The organism is Brevibacterium sp. 1718 (genome assembly GCF_051131255.1).
Lineage (GTDB): Bacteria > Actinomycetota > Actinomycetes > Actinomycetales > Brevibacteriaceae > Brevibacterium > Brevibacterium sediminis.
Genome location: NZ_CP186550.1, coordinates 3,600,993 through 3,620,423 on the forward strand (window position 1 = coordinate 3,600,993; position 19,431 = coordinate 3,620,423).

A 19,431-nucleotide genomic window follows, 5' to 3' on the forward strand; every position below is an offset into this window, starting at 1 on the left:
GAGCGCACTGCTCGACTCAGTTCAGAAGGGCCTGCCCGCAACCGGTTCCGGGCTGAACTCCCAGACCGAACTGGACGTCTCAGGACCCTCGATCGGACCGTCAGCCGGCAGAAGGTCCTCGTCCTTGAGCAGTGAGAGGATACGGCCGTGCGAAGCCTGCCAGACGATCCTTCGGACGGCTGACACCTCGGTGTCGAGCACGCGGGCGACTGCGTGGATCTCATCGTGCACGTAGTCGACGGTGAGATCGGCTTCGGGGTCGGCCACCTCGGCGAGATATCCGACCACCTTGTCGTCGACCTCGAACTGAGGACACCCGGCGAGCATCAGCAGGTGGAGCCACGTGATGCCCGAGCTCTGGCTGGGCAGAGCTCGCCAGGCCTTCGAGACGTCGTTGGAGAACGCATCGTTGCCGACTCCCTCGCCAACCGCTTCAAGCAGATCACCGACATCATCGATCCCATAGTCAGCCATGACTCGGGTGGCGTCGTCGACGACCTCGGCCTTGAGCACCGCCCCCGGGCGGGTGCTGGCCGGTTTGAGGTTGCACGCCTCGAACTCAGCCCACGGACGTGCCCCACCTGCGGCGGCGATCGAGTAGCGCAGCGACTTCGCTCCATGGGCTTCTCCGTGCTGGGCGATGTACCGGGCGACGACTTTATCCACCGCCGTCGGGTGGGAGCCCGTCGAATAGATTGCGTCGAGGATGCACAGCGCGAGGCTCGCCGGGTAGCTCGTTGTCATCGTCTGGCCGAAGTCGCCGAGGAACTCTCCGCACCTCTGCGCCAAACGAGCGACGCTGTTGGTCGTGATCATCATTGTTCTGACCTTCCGTCGTGCGCCGCACCCTGCGAGGCGTCACCTCCGACTCCGATGTCGGATGCGTGGACAGAACATTAGACCGCGGCACTGACATGACTTGCTCGGGAATGACTAGAACACCATTGGTCCGCAGTTTCACCTGCTTCTACACACTGCACCGGGCTGAGATGTGCGCAGCGATCCCAATCCGCCGCCGGCGGCGAATCAGGCCAAGAGGCCGGTCGCCCGTCCTTGGCAGCCATCATGGCCTCTGGCAAGGTGGAGCCATGAGCACAGAAGAGATCATCATCGACGGCCCCCTGGCGCGCGCAACGCGGATCCTCTGCCAGGTCTCGGCCAAGCACGTGGCAGACAAAGCTGAGATCGACAAGTCCGAACTCAAGGACTACGAAAAGGGGACAGCGGACCTGACCGCCGAGCAGGAGCGTCGACTCATCCTCGCCCTCGAACAGTACGGCGCGCGGTTCATTCCCGACGGCAAGGAAGGCGGCTACGGCATCCGCCTGAAGTTCAGCCGCGCAAAGGTCCGCGCCATCGAACGCTGGGAAGACGAAGGCGGCACCCCCGGCGCCGACGACGTCTGAGCGCCGCGCGCAGACGCAGGGCCTCCTCGGTGAGGCGAAGCCCTGCCAGGGAGTCCCCTTGTGACTTCCGGGAATTCCGTTGCGACGACTGTGGCCTCGAATCCGCGCGGAGCGGATTCGAGGCCACAGGTGCATCCGTCGGCGCCGAGCAACCACCTCGGCGACGTTCGAAGTCACCGGCGGATATCGCCGATGAAGATCAGGCGAGTATCAGCGGAGAACGTCAGTTCTTGCCGATGAACTCGAGGTTGTCGACGACACGATTGGAGAAGCCCCACTCGTTGTCATACCAGGCAACGACCTTGACGTGGTTGCCGACGACGCGGGTGAGTGCGGAGTCGAAGATCGACGAAGCGGGCTGACCGACGATATCGGAGGAGACGACGGGCTCGGTCTCATAGTCGAGGATGCCCTTGAGCTCACCCTCGGCGGCCCTCTTGTAGGCGTCGAGCACCTCGTCGCGGGTGACCTCACGGGAGACGGTCGTGTTGATCTCGACGATCGATCCGACCGGGACCGGCACGCGGATGGCATCGCCGGACAGCTTGCCGTCGAGCTGCGGGAGGACGAGGCCGATTGCCTTGGCCGCACCCGTCGAGGTGGGGATCATGTTCTCGGCGGCGGCGCGGGCACGGCGGGGATCCTTGTGCGGGCCGTCCTGGACCATCTGGTCACCCGTGTAGGCGTGGACGGTGGTCATGAAGCCCTGCTCGATTCCGGCGAGGTCGTCGAGGACCTTGGCCAGCGGGGCCAGGGCGTTCGTCGTGCAGGAGGCGTTGGAGATGACGGTGTGCTCGGGCTTGTACGCCTCGTTGTTCACTCCGTAGGCGAGGGTGAGGTCGGCACCCTTCGAGGGAGCGGAGACGAGGACCTTCTTCGCGCCGGCGGTGATGTGGGCGCTGGCCTTTTCGGCCTTGGTGAAGCGGCCGGTCGATTCGAGCGCGATGTCGATGTCGAGCTCACCCCAGGGCAGTTTGGCCGGATCCTTCTCGGCGAAGACCTTGATGGCCTTGCCGTCGATGACGATCTCATCATCCGTGGCCTCGACGTCATGGTTGAAGCGCCCGAGGGTGGTGTCGAACTTCAGCAGCCGAGCGAGATCGTCCACGGGGCCCAGGTCGTTGATGGCCACGACCTCGAGCTCGCTGCCGCGCTCGATCAGCGCGCGCAGGGTGCTGCGTCCGATGCGACCGAAACCATTGATGGCGATGCGAGTCAATGTCACTCCTTGTAGATGTTGAACACGGGATTCGTCTTGATATCTCCATCATGGGCGATCTCCACAAACGCCAACAGTGGCCAGCAAGACAATCTACGCAAGGTTCTCGCCAGTCGTATTGCCAAAGGCCGAAAGTTTCTGGCCACCGTCGTCTTCGTGTGATCCGGGCCCCTGAAATGTGCCGAAAAATGCTCCAGCTCGGCCCGGAAGTGTCAGATCCTCGCCCTGGCGAGCGCCCGCTTTCAGCCCTGGAAGGAGTGACGGTAGTCGTTCGGGGAGGTCGAGAGGATGCGCTGAAAATGCATCCGCAGATTCGCACCCGTTCCGAGTCCCACCTGGTCAGCGATCTGTTCGATGCCCAGGTCGGAGTTCTCCAAGAGCTCCCGGGCGACATCGACTCGGGCTCTGAGCACCCACTGCATCGGTGTGTAGCCGGTGTCTTCGACGAAGCGGCGGGAGAAGGTGCGCACGGAGACTCCGGCGTTGGCGGCGAGATCGCGCAGGGTGATCTTCTCGCCGATGTGCTGAAGCGCCCATTCGCGGGTGTCGGCGAAGTCGTCGCCGAGCGGGTCGGGCACGCTGCGCGGCACGTACTGCGCCTGCCCGGCGCTGCGGTAGGCGGCGGCAACGAGTCGCCGGGCGACCTGGTTGGACAGTCCGACGCCGTGATCGCTGCGGATGAGGTGAAGGCACAGATCGATCGCCGAGGCGGCTCCGGCGGAGGTCAGCAGCTGTCCTTCGTCGATGAAGAGGACGTTTTCGTCGACCTTGGTCGAGGGGAACCGTCGGGCGAGCTCCTTCGCCGTCGACCAGTGCGTGGTGGCGCGTCGCCCGACGAGCAGACCCGTGCGCGCGAGGACGAAGGTGCCGGTGGAGATGGCGGCGATCCGCGCGCCGCGTTCGAAAGCCGAGAGGAGCGCCCCGACGACCGAGGCCGGTGGTTCTTCTGCCACCGCCGAGGTGGCACCCGGCAGGATGATCGTGTCCGCGGTCGCCAGGGCCTCGAGCCCCCGATCCACGGAATAGTCGAGCCCGTCCGAACCGGTAACTTTGCCTGCGGTGATGCCACAGACCTCGACTTCATAGGGCCAGCTGCCTGCGGGCACGGTCGTCGGCCGTCCGCTGGGCACGGCGGAAGCCGCCTCACCGCTCGGATTCGGCTGGGAGCGTGGGGCCGCCTCGGCGCGGGTGCGGTCTGTGGCTGCGTTCGACTCCCGCCCGAAGACCTGGACGGGGACGCCGAGATCCATGGCAGACACCCCGTCCAGTGCCAGCACGAGGATGCGGTGCGGGCGGGAACGGGGTGTTCTGCGCGGAAGGGTGCGGGGCTCGTCACTCATGATCGCCTCTCAGTCTAGGCAATCGGGACTCGCCCCGGGGCGAACTCAGTGCTCGTGGACCCCGGTGAGCTTGAAGCCCAGACGACCGTGGGCATATGCTCCACCGGCACGAAGAGCCGAGGCAGTCCAGGCAGTCTCTGCCAGTTCGGTCTCCGTGGCGCCGGCCTTGACGGCGGCATTCGAATGCGCATCGATGCAGTAGGCACACTGGGTGGTCAAGCCGACGGCGTAGGCGATGAGCTCACGGTACTTCAGCGGGATTTCACGACCTTCGGAAGCGAAGACGGCGTTGTTGAACTCGCCGAAGGCCTTGAGGATGTCGGGAGTGGTTTCCTTGTAGGCCCTGTCGTACTTGCGGTCGTTCTCGCGGTCGAAGAAGTCGGTCATGGTCATATCTCCTGTGATCGGTGTCATTCCGATCCTCACGCTACCGAGTCCCCGCACCAATCGCTACGGAATTGTCACCTAAGAGGCGGATCGACACGTACACAGCTACGCCGGACGGGACTGCGGTCGGCATGCCTCCTGTGGGTGGATCCGCTTCGAGTATCCGCACTGTTTCGAGGTAGATCCGCCCGCAGGAGACACGCGAACCGCTCGGGCTCAGTACAGCGTGTTCTGGCCGATGAGAGGGGCAGTCTGCGCTCCCGGCAGAGGCGGATCCTGAGTTGCAGCTGCTGGAGGCGCGGCCTCAGGATGTGCAACTGCTGCTTCACTCAGCGCAGGCACGGGCGCTGCAGATGCAAGGTCTGCAGCTGCTGGGGCTGCCGGAATCGGGTCTGCGGGAGCCGGCGCTACGGGGGCATCTTCCGCCGGGGCGGGCAAGGTCTGTGCAGGGACTGATTCGACGGATTCCGCAGCCGCCTGCACCGCTTCGGCTGGAGACGCAGCCACCGGAATCGAATCCGCAGCCAGGGCCTCGGCGCTCTCCGTCTCGGGGCTGCCGATACTCGGGTCGGCGGGAGCAGCTGCGCTCGGCACTGCAGGGGCGGTGCCCGGTACAGAGTTCCGGGGAGCCGCCTCGGTGGGGGCAGGGCTTGCAGGCGTCTGACCAGCGGTCGGGGCCGCCTCGGCGATGGCCTCGAACATGGCCAGGGTGCCGTGCTGGGCCGCGAGGCTCACCGGTTCGGGGTCGCTCGAGAGCTTGATGCCGACGGTCTGAGTGGCGCGGTCGATGTAGAGCATCTGGCCGTGGATGCCGATGCCGATGACGACGTTGCGGTCGGCCGAGGGCATCCAGAACTGGCTGCGGTACATTCCGCCCGGGTAGGAGCGTCCGGACGGAGACGCGGCGAAGACCTCAGCGGAGTCCTCGGCGCCAGTGAAGATGTCTTCGACCCATTCCGCCGAGAGCACGCGTTCGCCGTTGTCAGTGGTGCCGCCTCGGGCGATCATCTCACCGAAGCGGGCGAGGTCGCGCAGGGTGGCGCTGATGGCACCGTCGGCGATCGATCCGCCCCACCGGTCCTGGCAGACCTGGGCGGCGTGGGCGGCGCCGATCCGCGACCACACGTATTCGCTGGCGACGATGGAGAACGGCTGGCCGGTGACCGCCTCGGCGATCCAGGCGAGCACATCGGTTTCGCAGCTGCGGTAGACGAAGGCAGAGCCGTGTTCGCGGTCGCTGGTCAGCCCGGTGAGGAAGTTCTTGATCCCCTTCGCCGAGGCGGCCGATCGAGGCGCGAAATCGACGGCTTCGAACAGGGCTCGGATCTCAGAGCCCTCCTCGAGGTATTCCTCGGAGAACTTGATGCCCGAGCGCATATCGAGCAGATCGCGAATGGTGGCTCCCGCGTAGCCGCTCTTGGCCAATGCGGGCACATGCGTGGTGACAAGGTCGGTGGGGCGCAGCAGTCCGGCGTCGGCGAGCGCACCGATAACGGTGGCGACGATGGACTTGCTCACGGAGAAGAGCATGTGCTGGCGGGCGGGCTTCATCGGCCAGGCGTATTCCTCGGCCAGCGCCACTCCGTTGCGTGTGACGAGCCAGGCGTCGGTGTGGGTGTTGGCCAGCACGTCGCCGACGGTGGTCCAGTCCTCGTCGGCGGCCGGCCATTTCTCGCGGTCGATCGTCAAGGACCGGAAGTCGTTGTCTTCGGTGACGTATTCGCGCACCGGCCCGATGCCGCGCGGGATGCCGCCGGTCGGGAAGATCTCCTGCATCCGGGTGAGCGCGAAGGCGAAGAACTCGGGCCATTTCCAGGTGTCGAGGTCGATGCTCTCGAGCACCGCTTCCGATGGGTCGACGATCGCGTCTTCACTGGCAGAGGTGAGTTCCCCGACGTGCGGCAGGGTGATGTCCAACGCCGAGGCGTCGACATCATCGACTCCGGACTGCACGGTTGCAGGGTCCGCGGAAACCGAGGGCTGCTGGGAGTCCGCGTCCGCAGATCGACCGGGAGCCGCCTCGGTGGCGGTGTCTGTGGATGTGCCGATGCCCTTGGTATTGCCGGACAATGCACCGATTCGTCGGTTCGGCGGGGTCACCGGGCGGGGCGGAAACGTCTCGTCTTCGCCTGCCATGTCACCTCCGCTGTCTCGACCTGGACTGCGCTGCGCATGCGCGCGGCCGTCCCGATGTGCAGGGAACAGACTACCGGTATGAGGTGAAACTCCGTAGTCGAAGCGGGCCGATTGGGGCGATGCGGCGTTCTCCGTCCCGATCGTCTGCGTCTCTCACCTGGAGTGACGGTAATGGTGATTACCTATCAGTTATTCATCTGACAGTTGGTCACAGTGCCGATGCGGCGCGCTCGGCTTCCGACTCACTGGCGCCGCCTCGGCCCGCAACGGCGGTTCGGCATTTCACGTGTCGACCACAGCCCACATCGTCGTCGATTTCTCACCGGCGACGAGAATGGTGCTGTAGCCGGAGGTCAGCTCATCGTATTGGTCGGCCTTGTGCTCTTCGACGAGTCTGCCGGTATCCGAGTCGTAGAAGCTCGTCTTCTTATTATCAGTGAGCACGACCAGCCCGACGTCGGGCAATACTCCCTCGCCGCCCCACGGAGTCGTCGATCTGTAGTCGCCAGCATTCCACGCCGTCTTCCCGGTCGCTGTATCGATGGCGACGACGCCTCCGTCGGGACCCGGCGCGAGTACCGCAGCCTTCCCTCGGCTGTCGAAAGGCACTGTTCTGGGAGCCCCCGAGTACAGCACGGTATCGAAAGCCATCTCCGGTGCATCCGCGAACCATCCTTCCGGCGACCCGTCCGAGCCCTGATATTTGACCGCCGAAGCGAACAGCTGCAGCTGCAGACACGCGGCCCGGCCTTCCGGCGTAAAGGTGAAGTCGGTCGAACACATCGGATCGGTCGTGTCCTCCATCGTCGCGGCGTTAGGGCCGGAGTCGGCGGCCAATGTCGCGCTGTCGGTCTCTTTGAGTCCAGCAGGAAGGGTCAGCTCAGCTGCTCTGCTGAACGCCTGGCTCATCGGGTCATCGGGGTCCTCGGCTCCGAAGAGGTAGGTCAGCGTGGTCTCATCGCTTGTCGGAAAGACGTCGAAGTGCTCGCCTCCGGAGTCGTCGATCGCTCGAGCTTTGGTGATGGGAACAGTGGCATGGCGCCCGGTGTCCAAGGAGATCCGTGTGACCATGGAGTCCTCCCCGGACTGCCATGACATGACTGCGTTCTTGCGGTCCGGCGCGAGGTGAATCAGGGAGCCGCCGAAGGTCCGACCGTCATCATCGATCGACAGCGACGGCCAGGCTTCAACCCCTGTCGATGGGTCAAGGGCGAACAACACCGCATTGCCGGCTTCGGAGGTAGGTGTGCAGTGCCCGTCCATTCGCATGCCGCTGTATTCGAGCAGGAGCAGGTCATCTTCGCCGAGGCGGTTGCCGAGCCCTGTCGACCGGGAGCCGAACGCCATCTGTTCATGACACGCATCGTCGGGGCCGGGAATGTCGAATGACCAGGCTTCCTCGCCGTCTTCCCAGGTGTAGGCAGTGACCGTTCCCGAGTAGTCGTTGACGATCACCAGGTCTCCCACGGAATAGGCTTCTGAGCCTCCGCCTTCGTCGTTGATGTAGGCGTCGATGCTCCACAGCTCTTCTCCGGTGGAATCGATCGCCCGCAGCTTCTCTTCGACCCAGTCGGTGACGAGCGCATGCCCCGCACTATCGTCGACGGTCAGTGTGGCGAAGTAATCGAGCTCGACCGGTTCGGCCAAGGTCGGGGTCGTCGTCGGCGATGGTTTTCCCTCTGGTTCGCCGCCGATGCTGCAGCCGCTCAGCGCCACTAAACCTGCCGCCACAACCGCCGCCCACATCCGCTTCATAATGCGTTTCTCCTGCTCATACCCCGGTGCATAGCTTGATCATATACGGCGGCATTCACATTGGCACTTCGGGTGTGGTGAGCATAGAACCGCGCACTCGCCGAAAAACGGGCTGAGCGTCGAGTAACGGGGGTGCACATGCGTTTCTCGACGCTCAGCCCGTTTTTCGGCGGAGACTGCGAGCAGTGAGGCCCCTAAACCAGCCCCTGGTCCTCGGCGACTCGGATGGCGCGGGCCCGCGAGTCCACCCCGAGCTTCGTGAATACGTTGACGAGGTGGCTCTTCACTGTCGCCTCGGTGACGAAGAGCTCCTGAGCGATCTGCGCGTTCGACGCCCCTGTGGCCAAGAGTCTGACGACGTCGCGTTCACGCCGGGTGAGCTTCGGGCTCGGATTGCGCATCGCGGCGAAGACCTTCGACGAGATCTCCGGAGGCATATACGTCTCCCCCTTCGCCGCTTTCTCGATCGCAGTCGAGATATCCCCCGGGTCGATGTCCTTGAGCAGGTACCCCGAGGCCCCGGCGTTGATCGCGGCGATGATCTCCGAATCGAGGTCGAAGGTGGTGAGGATGAGCACCGCCGGCGGATTCGCCTTTGCGCGCAGTCGCTTCGTCACCTCGATGCCGTCGATCCCCTCCCCCAGCCGCAGATCGCAGAGGACGACGTCGGGGTCGAGTTCGTCGACGACAGCCAGCGCCTCCTCACCACTGCCGGCCTCACCGACGACGGCGATGTGGTCCGGAGCGTCGATGACTGACTTCAGGCCCGCCCGCACGACCGGGTGGTCGTCGACGAGGATGACTCGAATGCTCATGCGTTCTCTCCTGTGTCGGTGTTCTCGCGTGTGCCGTCTCCCTCGTCAGCAGTGCTGAGCCCCTCACCCCGGGTGTGCAGCTGGGACTGGCTCGGCAGCGTCGCGGAGATGGCGAAGCCGGATCCCTGACTCGATTCGATGACGAGTTCACCGCCGAGTTCGCGCATCCTGGAGCCGATGAAGTCGAGACCGAATCCCGAATCGGGGTTCCGCTGCCGATTGTGCGGATCGTCCATTCCGACGCCGTCATCGACGATGTCCATCCTGATCGCCCCGTCGAGGTCCATGAGGCTGACCATCACACGCGTGGCCTGTGAATGCTGCCGAACGTTGGCCAGCGCAGACTGCGCGGTCCGCAGCAGCGCCACCTCCGCCTCGGCGGACAGAGTCGGCAGGGTCTCGTCGACGTCGAGGCGACCCGTGATCGAGCTGTCCTCCTCCAGCCTGGCGAGCAGCCGACGGATCGCCGCGGTCAGCGCCCCGTCCTCGAGTTCGGCCGGGGCAAGGGCGGCGATGATGCGGCGGACATCCCGGGAGCTCTGCGCGGCGAGCTCCTCGACCTGGGCGAGCACCTGCCCGGCGTGATCATCGGTGGTGCGCTCCGCCTCGGCGTGGGCGATGAGACGGATCGACGAGATCGACTGCGCGATCGTGTCGTGGATGTCGCGGGAGACGCGGGTCCGCTCCTGGATCTCACCTGCGTGCCGCTGGGTGAGAGCGAGCTCATCCTGGAGGTCGAGCAGGTTCTGGTGGGCGAGCTCAAGCGAGCGCAGCAGTTCCTCCCGGCGGCGGCCCTCGCGCAGCAGTTCGATATAGCCGCGGGAGAGCCCGAGGGCGAAGACGGCGCCGATGAGCGAGCCGATGATGCTCGGGGTCGGCACATGTCCGTAGTGCGCGAGCGGAGCGACGATTGTCGCGATATAGGTGAGCGCAGTGAAGACGACGGCGATGCGCAGGGAGAACAGGTGGCCGGCGAGCAGCCAGAGGAGGAAGGCGACCCAGATGAACTCGGCGGAGACGAGCAAGGTGCACAGCCAGGCGGCTGCGAGGACGATGAGCCACCATTTCGCGAGGACCAGTGCGCCGGAGCGAGCTGCGCGGACGGCGCCGAGGGCGTACCAAGCGAGGAAGACGATGCTCACGGCCACGGCGGCGAGCATCGGCGCACCGGCAGAGACCGCGCGGATGCAGGAGATGAGCATGAGGACGAGAGCGATGGCGTGCTGACCGAACTCCATCGTCCGCTCTGTCCATTTGCGTGCGCCCACGCTGCCGCCTTCCTGCAGATCGGCCTCGGCGATGAAACTGCCGAAACGGTGAACCTGTGCTGTCATGTTCTCCCTGCCAACTCAATCACATCCGGAACCCCGGTGGTATGACATCTGCACCGTCCGGTGCGGAAACCGAGTGGGCCCGGGCGACGATCTGCGTCGTCGCCCGAGCCCACCCAGCGTGACGGCTCAGTGCCTGCCGTGGTGAATCCCGGAACCGGAGTCCGCGAATTCCTTCTCGGCGAGCAGATGGGTGGAGTGTTCGTCACCGTCAGCCGAACCGGATGCCGCACGCTCGTGGAAGTGCGTGATCGCCTTGTTGGGCCACCACATCTTGTCGCCCACGAGTCCGAAGATCGAGGGGACGATGATGGTGCGGACGATGATCGTGTCGACCAGTACGCCGACTCCGACGATGAGGCCGAGCTGGCCGAGCACCATCAGCGGCAGCATGCCCAGCGCCGCGAACACTCCGGCCAGGACGATGCCGGCACTCGTGAAGACGCCGCCGGTGTGGGCGACTGCCTCGACCATGCCCTGGCGTCCGCCGTGGAGGACAGATTCCTTCTTCGCACGGTGGGCGAGGAAGATCGAGTAGTCGATGCCGAGTGCCACGAGGAAGAGGAACGCGAGGATCGGCACCTGCGAATCGAATGCGGACTGACCGAAGATCGTCCGTGACAGGAACGCGCCGAGCCCGATGGCCGCCGCGGAGGAGACCACGTTGACCAGCAGCAGGGTGAACGCCGCGATGGGTGCACGGAGGATGACGAGCAGGATGATGAAGCTGATCGCCAACACCATCGGAACAATGGTCATGAAGTCTTTCTGATTGCCGTCACGGGCGTCGAGCTCCGTGGCCGCTGCACCACCGACCTGAGCGTCGGCTCCGTCGATGGCGTGGACGTCGCCGCGGATGTCCTCAACGAGGTCGAGTCCCTTCGTGCTGTCGGGTGCATACTCGCCGGTCACCATGATCTTCGTGACCGAGGTGCCGTCGATGTTCGTGTCCTCGATCGCCGAGGCGCGCACGACGCCGTTCATATCGTTGACCGAATCGGCGACCTTATCGGCATGGCCGGTATCGGCGACGATCCAGATCGGCTGGGATTCCCCGGGCGGGAAGTGGTCGGCCAGGACATCGAGTCCCTGCGCGGATTCGGACTGGACCCGGAACTTCTCGGTCTGGTCGAGACCGATCGAGGATCCGATGAACCCGGTGGCCATGACACCGAGGATGACGATCCCGGCACCGAGGTGGAGCCCCGGCCTGCGGACCACGCGGGTGGCGATGGTCCGCCAGATCGAGGTCTTGGCCGCACCCGCACGTGCGGTCGCACCCTCAGGTGCGGTGGCACGGCCGGCGGCGGCTGCCTCAGCGGGGGTGAGCTCTTCATCCGTGCTCTCCTCGGCCTTCGGGATGAAGGGCCAGAACATCTTCTTGCCGCAGATCGCGAGCACGGGCGGCAGGGCGAAGAGGACGGCGGCTGCGGAGATGAGCAGGCCGACGGCCGCGGTGATGCCCAGGCCGCGGGTGCCGGGGATGATCGCGAAGACGAGGCTGAGCAGGGACAGCACGACGGTGAGGTTCGAGGCGAGGATCGTCGTGGCGGTGTGCGTCCAGGCGTCAGCGAGCGCGCGGCGGTGGTCGGTGAAGCGGCGCAGCTCCTCGCGGTAGCGGGAGATGAACAGCAGCGCGTAGTTCGCTCCGGCGCCGAAGACGAGGACGCTGATGATACCCGCGTCGAACTGCAGGTCGAGCCAGTCGCCGACGGCCGCGGTCACGGTCGAGGCGAGTCCGTCGGCGGTGCCGATGACGATGAGAGGCAGCAGCCACAGGATCGGTGAGCGGTAGGTGATGATGAGCAGGAGGGCGACGATGACGATGGTGACGATGAGCAGCGTGAAGTCCGCGCCGTTGAATGCCGAGGCGATGTCGGCGCCGATCGCGGGACCGCCGGTGACCAGCAGGGACATGCCCTCATCGGTCAGTCCTGAAGCGGTCGGGTCGTCGGCGATGGCGGTGCGCAGGTCGTCGACGGTCTCGGCGGTGTCGGAGTTCGTCAGGCCGACCGTGATGGGCACCATGAGCAGCGCGGCCTGTTTGTCGTCGCTGAGGATCGGTCCGGTGACGGTCTCGGTGGATTCGTCGCCGACGGAGTCACCCAGCGAGGAGCCGAGCTTCTTCAGCTCGGCCTGGTCGTCGGCGGAGAGTTCGGATCCGTCCTCGTTCGAGGCCACGACCATGACGGACTGTTTGTCCGCCTCGGGGAATTTGTCGAGGATCTTCTGTGCCTGAGTCGATTCGGAATCGGCCGGTGCGGTTTCGTTGGGCCGGTCTTCTCCTGCCCCGGACAGGAGTCCGAAGAGCAGGGCGACGAGGACGACGATCCCGCCGAGGACGAGCCACGAACCGCGCTTCGATGTCAGCGTATGTGCGGTTTTCGCCAGTGGTGAGTTCATGACTCCAGTCCATCAATCTATGGAGTCACACACATCGCCTGTGAGTTCGGATTCGATCTGCAACTTTCGATGGAGAAAACGCGCTGAACTGGGGCGATAGGTTTTCTGAGGGTGGAGGTTCCGCGGAGAGTCGGCGACTCAGACGAGCTCAGCGCCCGCCTTCTCGACCTCCGAGAGGGCGGCTCTGCTCGACTCGCCTCCGACGCCCGCGACGAGGTCGGTGAGCACGCGAACGTTCAGCCCCGCGCTCAGCGCGTCGAGTGCGGAGGCGCGTACGCAGTGGTCGGTGGCGATGCCGACGACGTCCACCTCGGTGATGGTGAGATCGCCAAGAAGCTCGCCGAGGCGGCTCCCCGTGTCCGTGCTCCCCTGGAAAGCCGAATAGTCTGGTTTGCCTTGGCCCTTGCGGACCTCGTGGGTGATGGCCGCGGTGTCGAGGAGAGGGTCGAAGGCCGCACCGACGGTGTCTGCGACGCAGTGGACGGGCCAGGAATCGACGAAGTCCGGGGTTTCGCTGAAGTGGCCGCCGTTGTCATTGTCGGCATCGTGCCAGTCGCGGGAAGCGATGATCGCGTCGTAGTCCCCAGCATGTGCTGTGAGGTGAGCGCTGATGCCTTCGGCGACGGCGTCACCGCCGGTCACGCCGAGCGCGCCGCCTTCGGTGAAGTCATTCTGGACATCGACGATGAGGAGTGCCTTGGCCATGCCTCGAGCATAGGCGTTTCTGCGCGGAATTCCAGGGGTGTGGCGGGTGGGGGAGGGAAATCCAGGGATGTGGCGCGTCGGAGGGTGGAGCGATTCGTGTCGGCGCGGCTCAGCCGGTGGGCTTGTCGGCGAACCAGTAGAACTGGGAGAACTGCTGCGAGCGTCCCAACCCCAGATCGCCCTTGGCGAAGCGACGGACCTCTTTGACCATGTTCCTCTCCCCCGCCGCCCAGACGTACAGTCCAGCGGTATCGAGGTCGAGTCCGCGCAGGTGATCGGCCACGGATCGATCCGTGCGATACTGCGGGGCCGCCTCGGCGCTGGAACCCTGACTCACCCAATGCCACGTCGCGTTGGGGTGCTCGGACTGCGGGAGCCCTGGCACTTCGGCCGGGTCGGCGGTGATCGCCACGGTGATGGCGATTTCGGCGGGGACGGCTTCGCACCAGGAATTGATGGCCGGGAGCGCGGTGAGGTCCCCCGCGAGGAGGAGGTGGGAGGTGTCGTCGGGCAGGTCGAGACGGGCCGGGGTGAGGGCGGCTTCGATGGTGTCACCTGGGCGGACATGCGCCGCCCAGCGGGCCGCGGGACCGATGTCGGACGTGGATTCCGCCTCAATCGGGCTTGTCGAGGCTGCCGGGCCTGCCTGGCCCGCAGAAACTGCCGGGTCCGCCGGAATTGCCTGGTTTGCCGGGTCCGCCGAATCGGCTTCCCCGAGGTCACCGTGGAGGACGAAGTCGAGGCTGAATGTCCCGGCCTCAAGATCGATAGCCGAGAACGTGTAGCCGCGCTGACTCAGGTGGCCTTCGCCCTTCTCCGGGTGCGGGAACCACAGCCGGGTCCACAGAGTCGGGAAGACCTCATCGAGTTGGGCCAGCAGTTCGGGACCGGAGAAGCGGATCCGACGGTAAGTCGGGGTGAAGTCCGTGACCCCGGTGACGACCACTTCGTGATTCGTGATGCGCATCAGCCGCATCACGCCGCGCTGCCAGTTGACCATTCGCTCCACTCCTCGTTCGCTAGTCTTTGCTTAGCCTACCCTAAGCAAACAGCGCCGGCTGCGTGAGTCAGCGGATCAGACGCTTCGCGATGGGCGTGTGTGGAGTGGATCAGACCCATCGGAACTGGTGCATCAATGGAGTGGATCAGACCCAGCCTCGGGCTTCGAAGATGCGGTGGTAGATCTCGCGGACGACGGCCTGCTTGCGGGCGTTGTAGCCCATGACCGTCTCCCCGACCGCGTTCGATTCCGCGGCCGATGTCCGCTTCACCGACTCGTAGGCCTCGCGCTCGACCGCATGCTCCCGCAACCGATCTCGGAAGAGCCGCATCCGTGCCACTTCCGCGCACCGGGGTCCGAAGACGTGCAGATTGCATCCCGGCTGCCCGGGTTCCGGGTCGAGCCGCTTGAACATCCGATGCTCGTACCACGCAGGTTCGCGGAGGGTGAGACCGAATCCCGCTTCGGCGAGCGCGGGGACATAGTCATCTTCGGCCGCGGGGTCGGCTACGACGAGGGCGATGTCGATGATCGGTTTCGCGGGCAATCCCGGCACCGAGGTGGACCCGACGTGGTCGATGCCGACGAACGCACCGCTCGGGCTCAGGGCCCGACGGATCCGGTGGGCCGCCTCGGCGAAATGATCGGTCCAGGCGGGGTCGTGGTCAACGATGGCGATCACGGACGGCGGCGTGGTCGGTCGCGTCCAGAGATCGGGATCCTTGACATCGTTGAAGGTGATGATGTCAGCGATCGCGGCTGCCATCGGATCGGCGGACACACCGCCCGCAGCCTCCTGCTCAGAGGAGTCACCAGCGGACGGGTGCGTCATGCCTCAGGCCTGTTTGAGGGCGTGCTTCTCGGCCTTCTTCGCAGCTTTCCTGGCAGCCTTTGCGGCCGCCTTGTCGATGGCCTTCTGGTTCTCACCGGCGCCGATGAGGAGCAGCAGTCCGCCGAGCGCGGCGAGGTTCTTCGAGAACTGGGTCTGGTGAGCCTTCGCCTCTCCGCCTTCCATCTCCCAGAAGGAGTGTCCGGCCAGCGTGGTCGGGATGAGGGACCCGGCGAGTGCGAGTGCCGACAGTCGCGGCTTGATGCCCAGCAGCAGGGTGGTGCCGGCGAGGATCTGGACGCCGCCGTTGATGCGCACGAGCAGCTCGTTGTCGTCGGGCAGCCCGGGCACGTATTCGCGGATGGCGTCCAGGGTCGACTCGGCCATCGCTGCCTTGCCTGCCGGGTCAGTGACGGCCGAGTATCCGCCGCTGATGAAGATCGGTGCGGTGAACACGCGTCCGGCGGTCTGCAGCAGCGAAGGTCCGAAGGTCATATGGGGCTCCTGTGGGTTTGGGATTCCGGTTGATCGAGTTTTGAGCCTAGCCGACGCCGGGGCCGAGCCTCAAGATTCGGGGCCGGCCTTCGCCTTGATGCCCAGTTCCGGCTGCTTGCGGAACTGGCCGGTGACGACGAGCACTGCGATGACGATCGCTGAGACGATCCAGCCTGCGACTCCGAGGAACGCGACAAGCGCCGTATCCGGAGTCGACGCATCTGCATCGACGAACAGGCCCAGCAACATGGCCCCGCAGCCGTTGAGTGCGGCATGGGCGAACACGGCCGGCCATACGGATCCGGTGCGCAGGCGCAGCCAGCCGAAGAGGATGCCGACCATGATGCAGCCGCCGACCATGAAACCCACACCGGTGAGGTCGGGGCGGCCGAAGTTGTAGCCGAGCAGGATGAGCGGTGAGTGCCACAGGCCCCAGACGACGCCGATGATGGGCAGTGCGGGCCAGGTGCCCAGGGGACGCAGACTTGTGAGCAGCCATCCGCGCCAGCCGAATTCCTCGCCGATCGTGACACCGACATTGGCCACCGAGCTGACGAACATGAGCAACAGGTAGATGGCGATGGCGGCGGCAGTCGGCAATGAGTCCGTGCCGGGAATCGTCTCCAACTGTGCCGTGAACCCGGACAACCCGTCGAGGTCGAGGGCGAGCCATCCGAAGGTTGCGCTGACCAGATAGCCGAGGACGACGAGCACCATGATCCCGAAGAAGGCGGCGACAGTCATCCCGATGACTCGGCCGAAGCTGCGCAGCGGCCAGAAGCCGAAGTAGCGCGGAGCACTGGCCAGGACCTCTCCCCTGGCGCGGGCGCGGCGGCGCTGGATGATGGAGGCGATGATGCTCGCGATGAGCGGAGTGAACATCATGGCGCTGCCGCAGGCCAGAAGCAGAACGGGATCGCCGATCCCCTCCGCGGAGAACCACAGCGGCAGGCAGGCCAGCCAAGCGAGCCCGAAGGCGATGACAGCGAAGATGCCGATCTCGAGCCACGGGACCCGGGCGGGTACGACGGCGAGCGGTCGCCCTTTCGCGTCGACATCCTCGGTGGGGGTGTGCGATCCATCCATCGCCGAGGCGGCAGAACCGGGCATGGAATCCGTCGTTCCGGGCGGGTGGGGTTGGATAGTGGGTTGAGGTGATGGCTCGGTCGGTCCGGTCGCCTCGGCGAATCCGTTGTGACTGTGCGTCTGCGTGTTCACGGTTCCTCCTCGTTCCTGCACTGTGCCCACCGATTCGGCGGTGGTCCGTGCCTGTGATTCCACGCTATGACTCGTCGTTGTTCGACACCTCCGCCGCGAGGATGAAATAGCAATCAGCCGCGCGGGCGAGAACGCTTCCGCAGGTGAGAATCGGAGATACGATGCGAACAGCACAGAATCAACGACGATTCGAATGAAGGAACAACACCATGTCCGAATATCCCCCGGACGCCCACCACCCCGCAGGCGTTCACAACTCCACCGGCAACCGGGCCGGCGACCACCTCTCCGATTCCGACCATCTGGCCGTCCTCGGCTACAAAGACTCCTTCGAACGGTCGATGAGTCCGTGGGCGAACTTCGCCCTCGGCTTCACCTACCTCTCCCCTCTAGTCGGTGTGTATTCGCTGCTGGCAGTGGCGCTCTCAACCGGTGGTCCGCCCTCTATCTGGTGGATCGTCATCGTCGCCTGCGGGCAGCTGCTCGTCGCCCTCGTCTTCGGCGAAGTCGTCTCCCAGTTTCCCATCGCCGGCGGAATCTACCCATGGGCCAGGCGGCTGTGGAGCAAGCGATATGCGTGGATGGCCGCATGGATCTACATCTGCGCACTCATCGTCACGATCACCTCGGTGGCGGAGTTCGGTGCCGGGTTCCTCGCGAGCCTCTTCGGCCTCGAACTCAGCCGCAACTCCACACTGTTCCTCGGCCTGGCGCTGCTGGTGCTGGCCTTGGCGATCAACTTCTCGGGCACGAAATGGCTGGCCCGCATCGCGCGCATCGGCCTCTTCGCCGAACTCATCGGCGTCATCGGACTCGGCCTGTTCCTGCTCATCTTCGAACGCAAGCACAGCTTCTCCGTCTTCTTCGACACCATGGGCACCGCCGGCGACGGCAGCTACCTGCCCGTCTTCATGGGAGCCGCAGTCGCCGGGCTCTTCCTCTTCTACGGATTCGAAGCATGCGGTGACGTCGCCGAGGAAGTGTCGAATCCGGCTCGCGGCATCCCGAAGGCGATGCTCATGACGATCCTCGTCGGAGCGGTCTCGGCCCTGTTCTCCTTCGGCGGGTACGTGCTCGCGGCACCGAATCTCGAGGAGATCGTTTCCGGTGAGGTCGCTGACCCGATTCCCGCGATCCTCGAGGGCAGCCTCGGTGCGGTGGGGGCGAAGATCTTCCTCGTCGTCGCTGTCCTCGCATTCATCTCCTGCGTGCTCAGCCTGCAGGCCGCCGCGTCGAGGCTGATCTTCAGCTTCGCCCGCGACGGAATGATGCCCGGACACCGGTGGCTGTCGAAGGTCACCGACGGGACGAAGATCCCGCACAATGCGCTCATCGTCGCCTGCACGGCACCCGCTCTGATCTGCGTGCTCATCTGGTTCAACGACGGAATCCTCGTCGCCGTGACCTCGTTCGCGATCCTCGGCATCTACCTCGCATTCCAGATGGTCGTCCTCGGGGCGCTGCGGCAGCGGCTGCGCGGGTGGAAGCCGGCGGGCCCGTGGTCGCTGGGCGGTTGGGGCATCATCGTCAATTTCGCCGCACTGGCCTACGGCATCTTCGCGATGGTCCTGCTCTCGCTGCCAGGCGACTCCGGATCGTTCTTCGCCGACTGGATCGTGCTCATCGGTCTGGTCGTCGTGCTTGTCGCCGGATTCATCTATCTGTTCACGGCACGTCCGGATCGGAAGTCCGACGCTCCCGAAGGTGACGCCATCGCCGTCGCCGAGGCGATCCGGGCACACCGCGCGAAGCAGTAACTCACGCGGGTGGGGCGCGGCCCCGGATCAGACCCCGAACTCTGGCGCGAAGGCCAGGGCGCCCTCGGGTGCCTCGCCTCCCAGCGGCATCGCCATGAGCGCTTCGTCGGGAACGTCGACGTGCAGGGTGATGCCGAAGCCTGAGGCTGGGGTGAACCCGAAGCGCGGATAGTACTCGGGGTGGCCGAGGACGACGGCGAATGCCTCACCACGGCGGGCCGCCTCGGCGAGGAGCGCTTCGATCACCGCAGTGCCTGCGCCAGTGCGCTGGTGCTCGGGCCATACGGAACAGGGCGCCAGGCAGACGCCTGGGGCCTCGCCGACGAAGCAGCGGGAGAGCATCGCGTGGGCGATGACCTCACCTTCGAGCACTCCGACGAACGACAAGCCCTCGACCCCATTGCCGGATCCGCGGAGGGCGTCGACGAGCTCTGCCTCGTCAACCTGGCCGAATGCAGCTGCGGTCAACGCGTGGATCGCGTCGAAGTCGCCGGAAGTCTCAGGGCGGACGGTGAACTGAGGTACGGGAGGATTCGTCACCCGCTCACGATAGCAATCGGCGGGGCCGCCTCGGCGAGATTCCATCGCCTCACTCTCCCCACTCACATAAAAATACATTCCAATGCATAACAATT

17 protein-coding genes are annotated in these 19,431 nt (G+C 65.3%); 2 read left to right on the forward strand and 15 right to left on the reverse strand.

Features of this window, described 5'->3' with window-relative positions:
* Positions 1-21 precede the first annotated feature (21 nt).
* Positions 22-819 (reverse strand): hypothetical protein, encoded by a 798-nt coding sequence (locus ACOZ9V_RS16235; RefSeq protein ID WP_434591734.1) that lies wholly within the window; start codon positions 817-819, stop codon positions 22-24.
* A gap of 269 nt (positions 820-1,088) precedes the next feature.
* Between ACOZ9V_RS16235 and ACOZ9V_RS16240 the strand changes: the two genes are divergently transcribed.
* On the forward strand, positions 1,089-1,406 hold the full coding sequence (locus ACOZ9V_RS16240) for a transcriptional regulator (RefSeq protein WP_092010600.1): 318 nt from the start codon (positions 1,089-1,091) through the stop codon (positions 1,404-1,406).
* Between the two features lie 223 nt (positions 1,407-1,629).
* Here the strand turns inward: ACOZ9V_RS16240 and gap are convergent, their stop codons facing one another.
* The 13 genes from gap to ACOZ9V_RS16305 all read right to left on the reverse strand — a co-directional run bounded on the left by gap (position 1,630) and on the right by ACOZ9V_RS16305 (position 17,039).
* Positions 1,630-2,625, reverse strand: coding sequence for a type I glyceraldehyde-3-phosphate dehydrogenase (gene gap / locus ACOZ9V_RS16245; RefSeq protein WP_434591737.1), 996 nt, complete (start codon positions 2,623-2,625; stop codon positions 1,630-1,632).
* Positions 2,626-2,867: 242 nt separating this feature from the next.
* Positions 2,868-3,965, reverse strand: coding sequence for a GlxA family transcriptional regulator (locus ACOZ9V_RS16250; protein ID WP_434591739.1), 1,098 nt, complete (start codon positions 3,963-3,965; stop codon positions 2,868-2,870).
* 45 nt (positions 3,966-4,010) lie between these two features.
* Positions 4,011-4,379, reverse strand: coding sequence for a carboxymuconolactone decarboxylase family protein (locus ACOZ9V_RS16255; protein ID WP_229663963.1), 369 nt, complete (start codon positions 4,377-4,379; stop codon positions 4,011-4,013).
* A gap of 189 nt (positions 4,380-4,568) precedes the next feature.
* Positions 4,569-6,488 carry a serine hydrolase gene (locus ACOZ9V_RS16260; RefSeq protein ID WP_434591742.1) on the reverse strand — a complete coding sequence of 640 codons (1,920 nt, stop codon included), beginning with the start codon at positions 6,486-6,488 and terminating at the stop codon, positions 4,569-4,571.
* A 282-nt stretch (positions 6,489-6,770) separates the two neighbouring features.
* Positions 6,771-8,243, reverse strand: a complete 1,473-nt coding sequence (locus ACOZ9V_RS16265) for a PQQ-binding-like beta-propeller repeat protein (RefSeq protein ID WP_434591745.1) — start codon at positions 8,241-8,243, stop codon at positions 6,771-6,773.
* A 194-nt stretch (positions 8,244-8,437) separates the two neighbouring features.
* The gene (locus tag ACOZ9V_RS16270) at positions 8,438-9,058 is read right to left on the reverse strand and encodes a response regulator (protein ID WP_434591748.1); all 621 of its coding nucleotides are present in this window, start codon (positions 9,056-9,058) and stop codon (positions 8,438-8,440) included.
* Positions 9,055-10,392, reverse strand: a complete 1,338-nt coding sequence (locus tag ACOZ9V_RS16275) for a sensor histidine kinase (RefSeq protein WP_434591751.1) — start codon at positions 10,390-10,392, stop codon at positions 9,055-9,057. Before ACOZ9V_RS16275 ends, ACOZ9V_RS16270 begins: the two co-directional genes overlap by 4 nt.
* Positions 10,393-10,518: 126 nt before the next feature.
* Positions 10,519-12,792 (reverse strand): MMPL family transporter, encoded by a 2,274-nt coding sequence (locus ACOZ9V_RS16280; RefSeq protein WP_434591754.1) that lies wholly within the window; start codon positions 12,790-12,792, stop codon positions 10,519-10,521.
* Between the two features lie 138 nt (positions 12,793-12,930).
* Positions 12,931-13,497: an isochorismatase family protein gene (locus ACOZ9V_RS16285; RefSeq protein ID WP_434591758.1), complete on the reverse strand. Its 567-nt coding sequence runs from the start codon at positions 13,495-13,497 to the stop codon at positions 12,931-12,933.
* Positions 13,498-13,606: 109 nt separating this feature from the next.
* Positions 13,607-14,497, reverse strand: coding sequence for a siderophore-interacting protein (locus ACOZ9V_RS16290; RefSeq protein ID WP_434591761.1), 891 nt, complete (start codon positions 14,495-14,497; stop codon positions 13,607-13,609).
* Between the two features lie 145 nt (positions 14,498-14,642).
* A complete protein-coding gene (locus ACOZ9V_RS16295; protein WP_139909148.1) occupies positions 14,643-15,329 on the reverse strand; it encodes a GrpB family protein in 687 nt (228 codons plus the stop codon).
* A 3-nt stretch (positions 15,330-15,332) separates the two neighbouring features.
* Positions 15,333-15,821 (reverse strand): DoxX family protein, encoded by a 489-nt coding sequence (locus ACOZ9V_RS16300; RefSeq protein ID WP_172171684.1) that lies wholly within the window; start codon positions 15,819-15,821, stop codon positions 15,333-15,335.
* A gap of 69 nt (positions 15,822-15,890) precedes the next feature.
* A complete protein-coding gene (locus ACOZ9V_RS16305) occupies positions 15,891-17,039 on the reverse strand; it encodes a lysostaphin resistance A-like protein (protein ID WP_434591765.1) in 1,149 nt (382 codons plus the stop codon).
* 209 nt (positions 17,040-17,248) lie between these two features.
* Between ACOZ9V_RS16305 and ACOZ9V_RS16310 the strand changes: the two genes are divergently transcribed.
* Positions 17,249-18,796: an APC family permease gene (locus ACOZ9V_RS16310; protein WP_434591768.1), complete on the forward strand. Its 1,548-nt coding sequence runs from the start codon at positions 17,249-17,251 to the stop codon at positions 18,794-18,796.
* Between the two features lie 27 nt (positions 18,797-18,823).
* Here the strand turns inward: ACOZ9V_RS16310 and ACOZ9V_RS16315 are convergent, their stop codons facing one another.
* A complete protein-coding gene (locus ACOZ9V_RS16315; protein ID WP_434591771.1) occupies positions 18,824-19,336 on the reverse strand; it encodes a GNAT family N-acetyltransferase in 513 nt (170 codons plus the stop codon).
* Between the last annotated feature and the right edge of the window lie 95 nt (positions 19,337-19,431).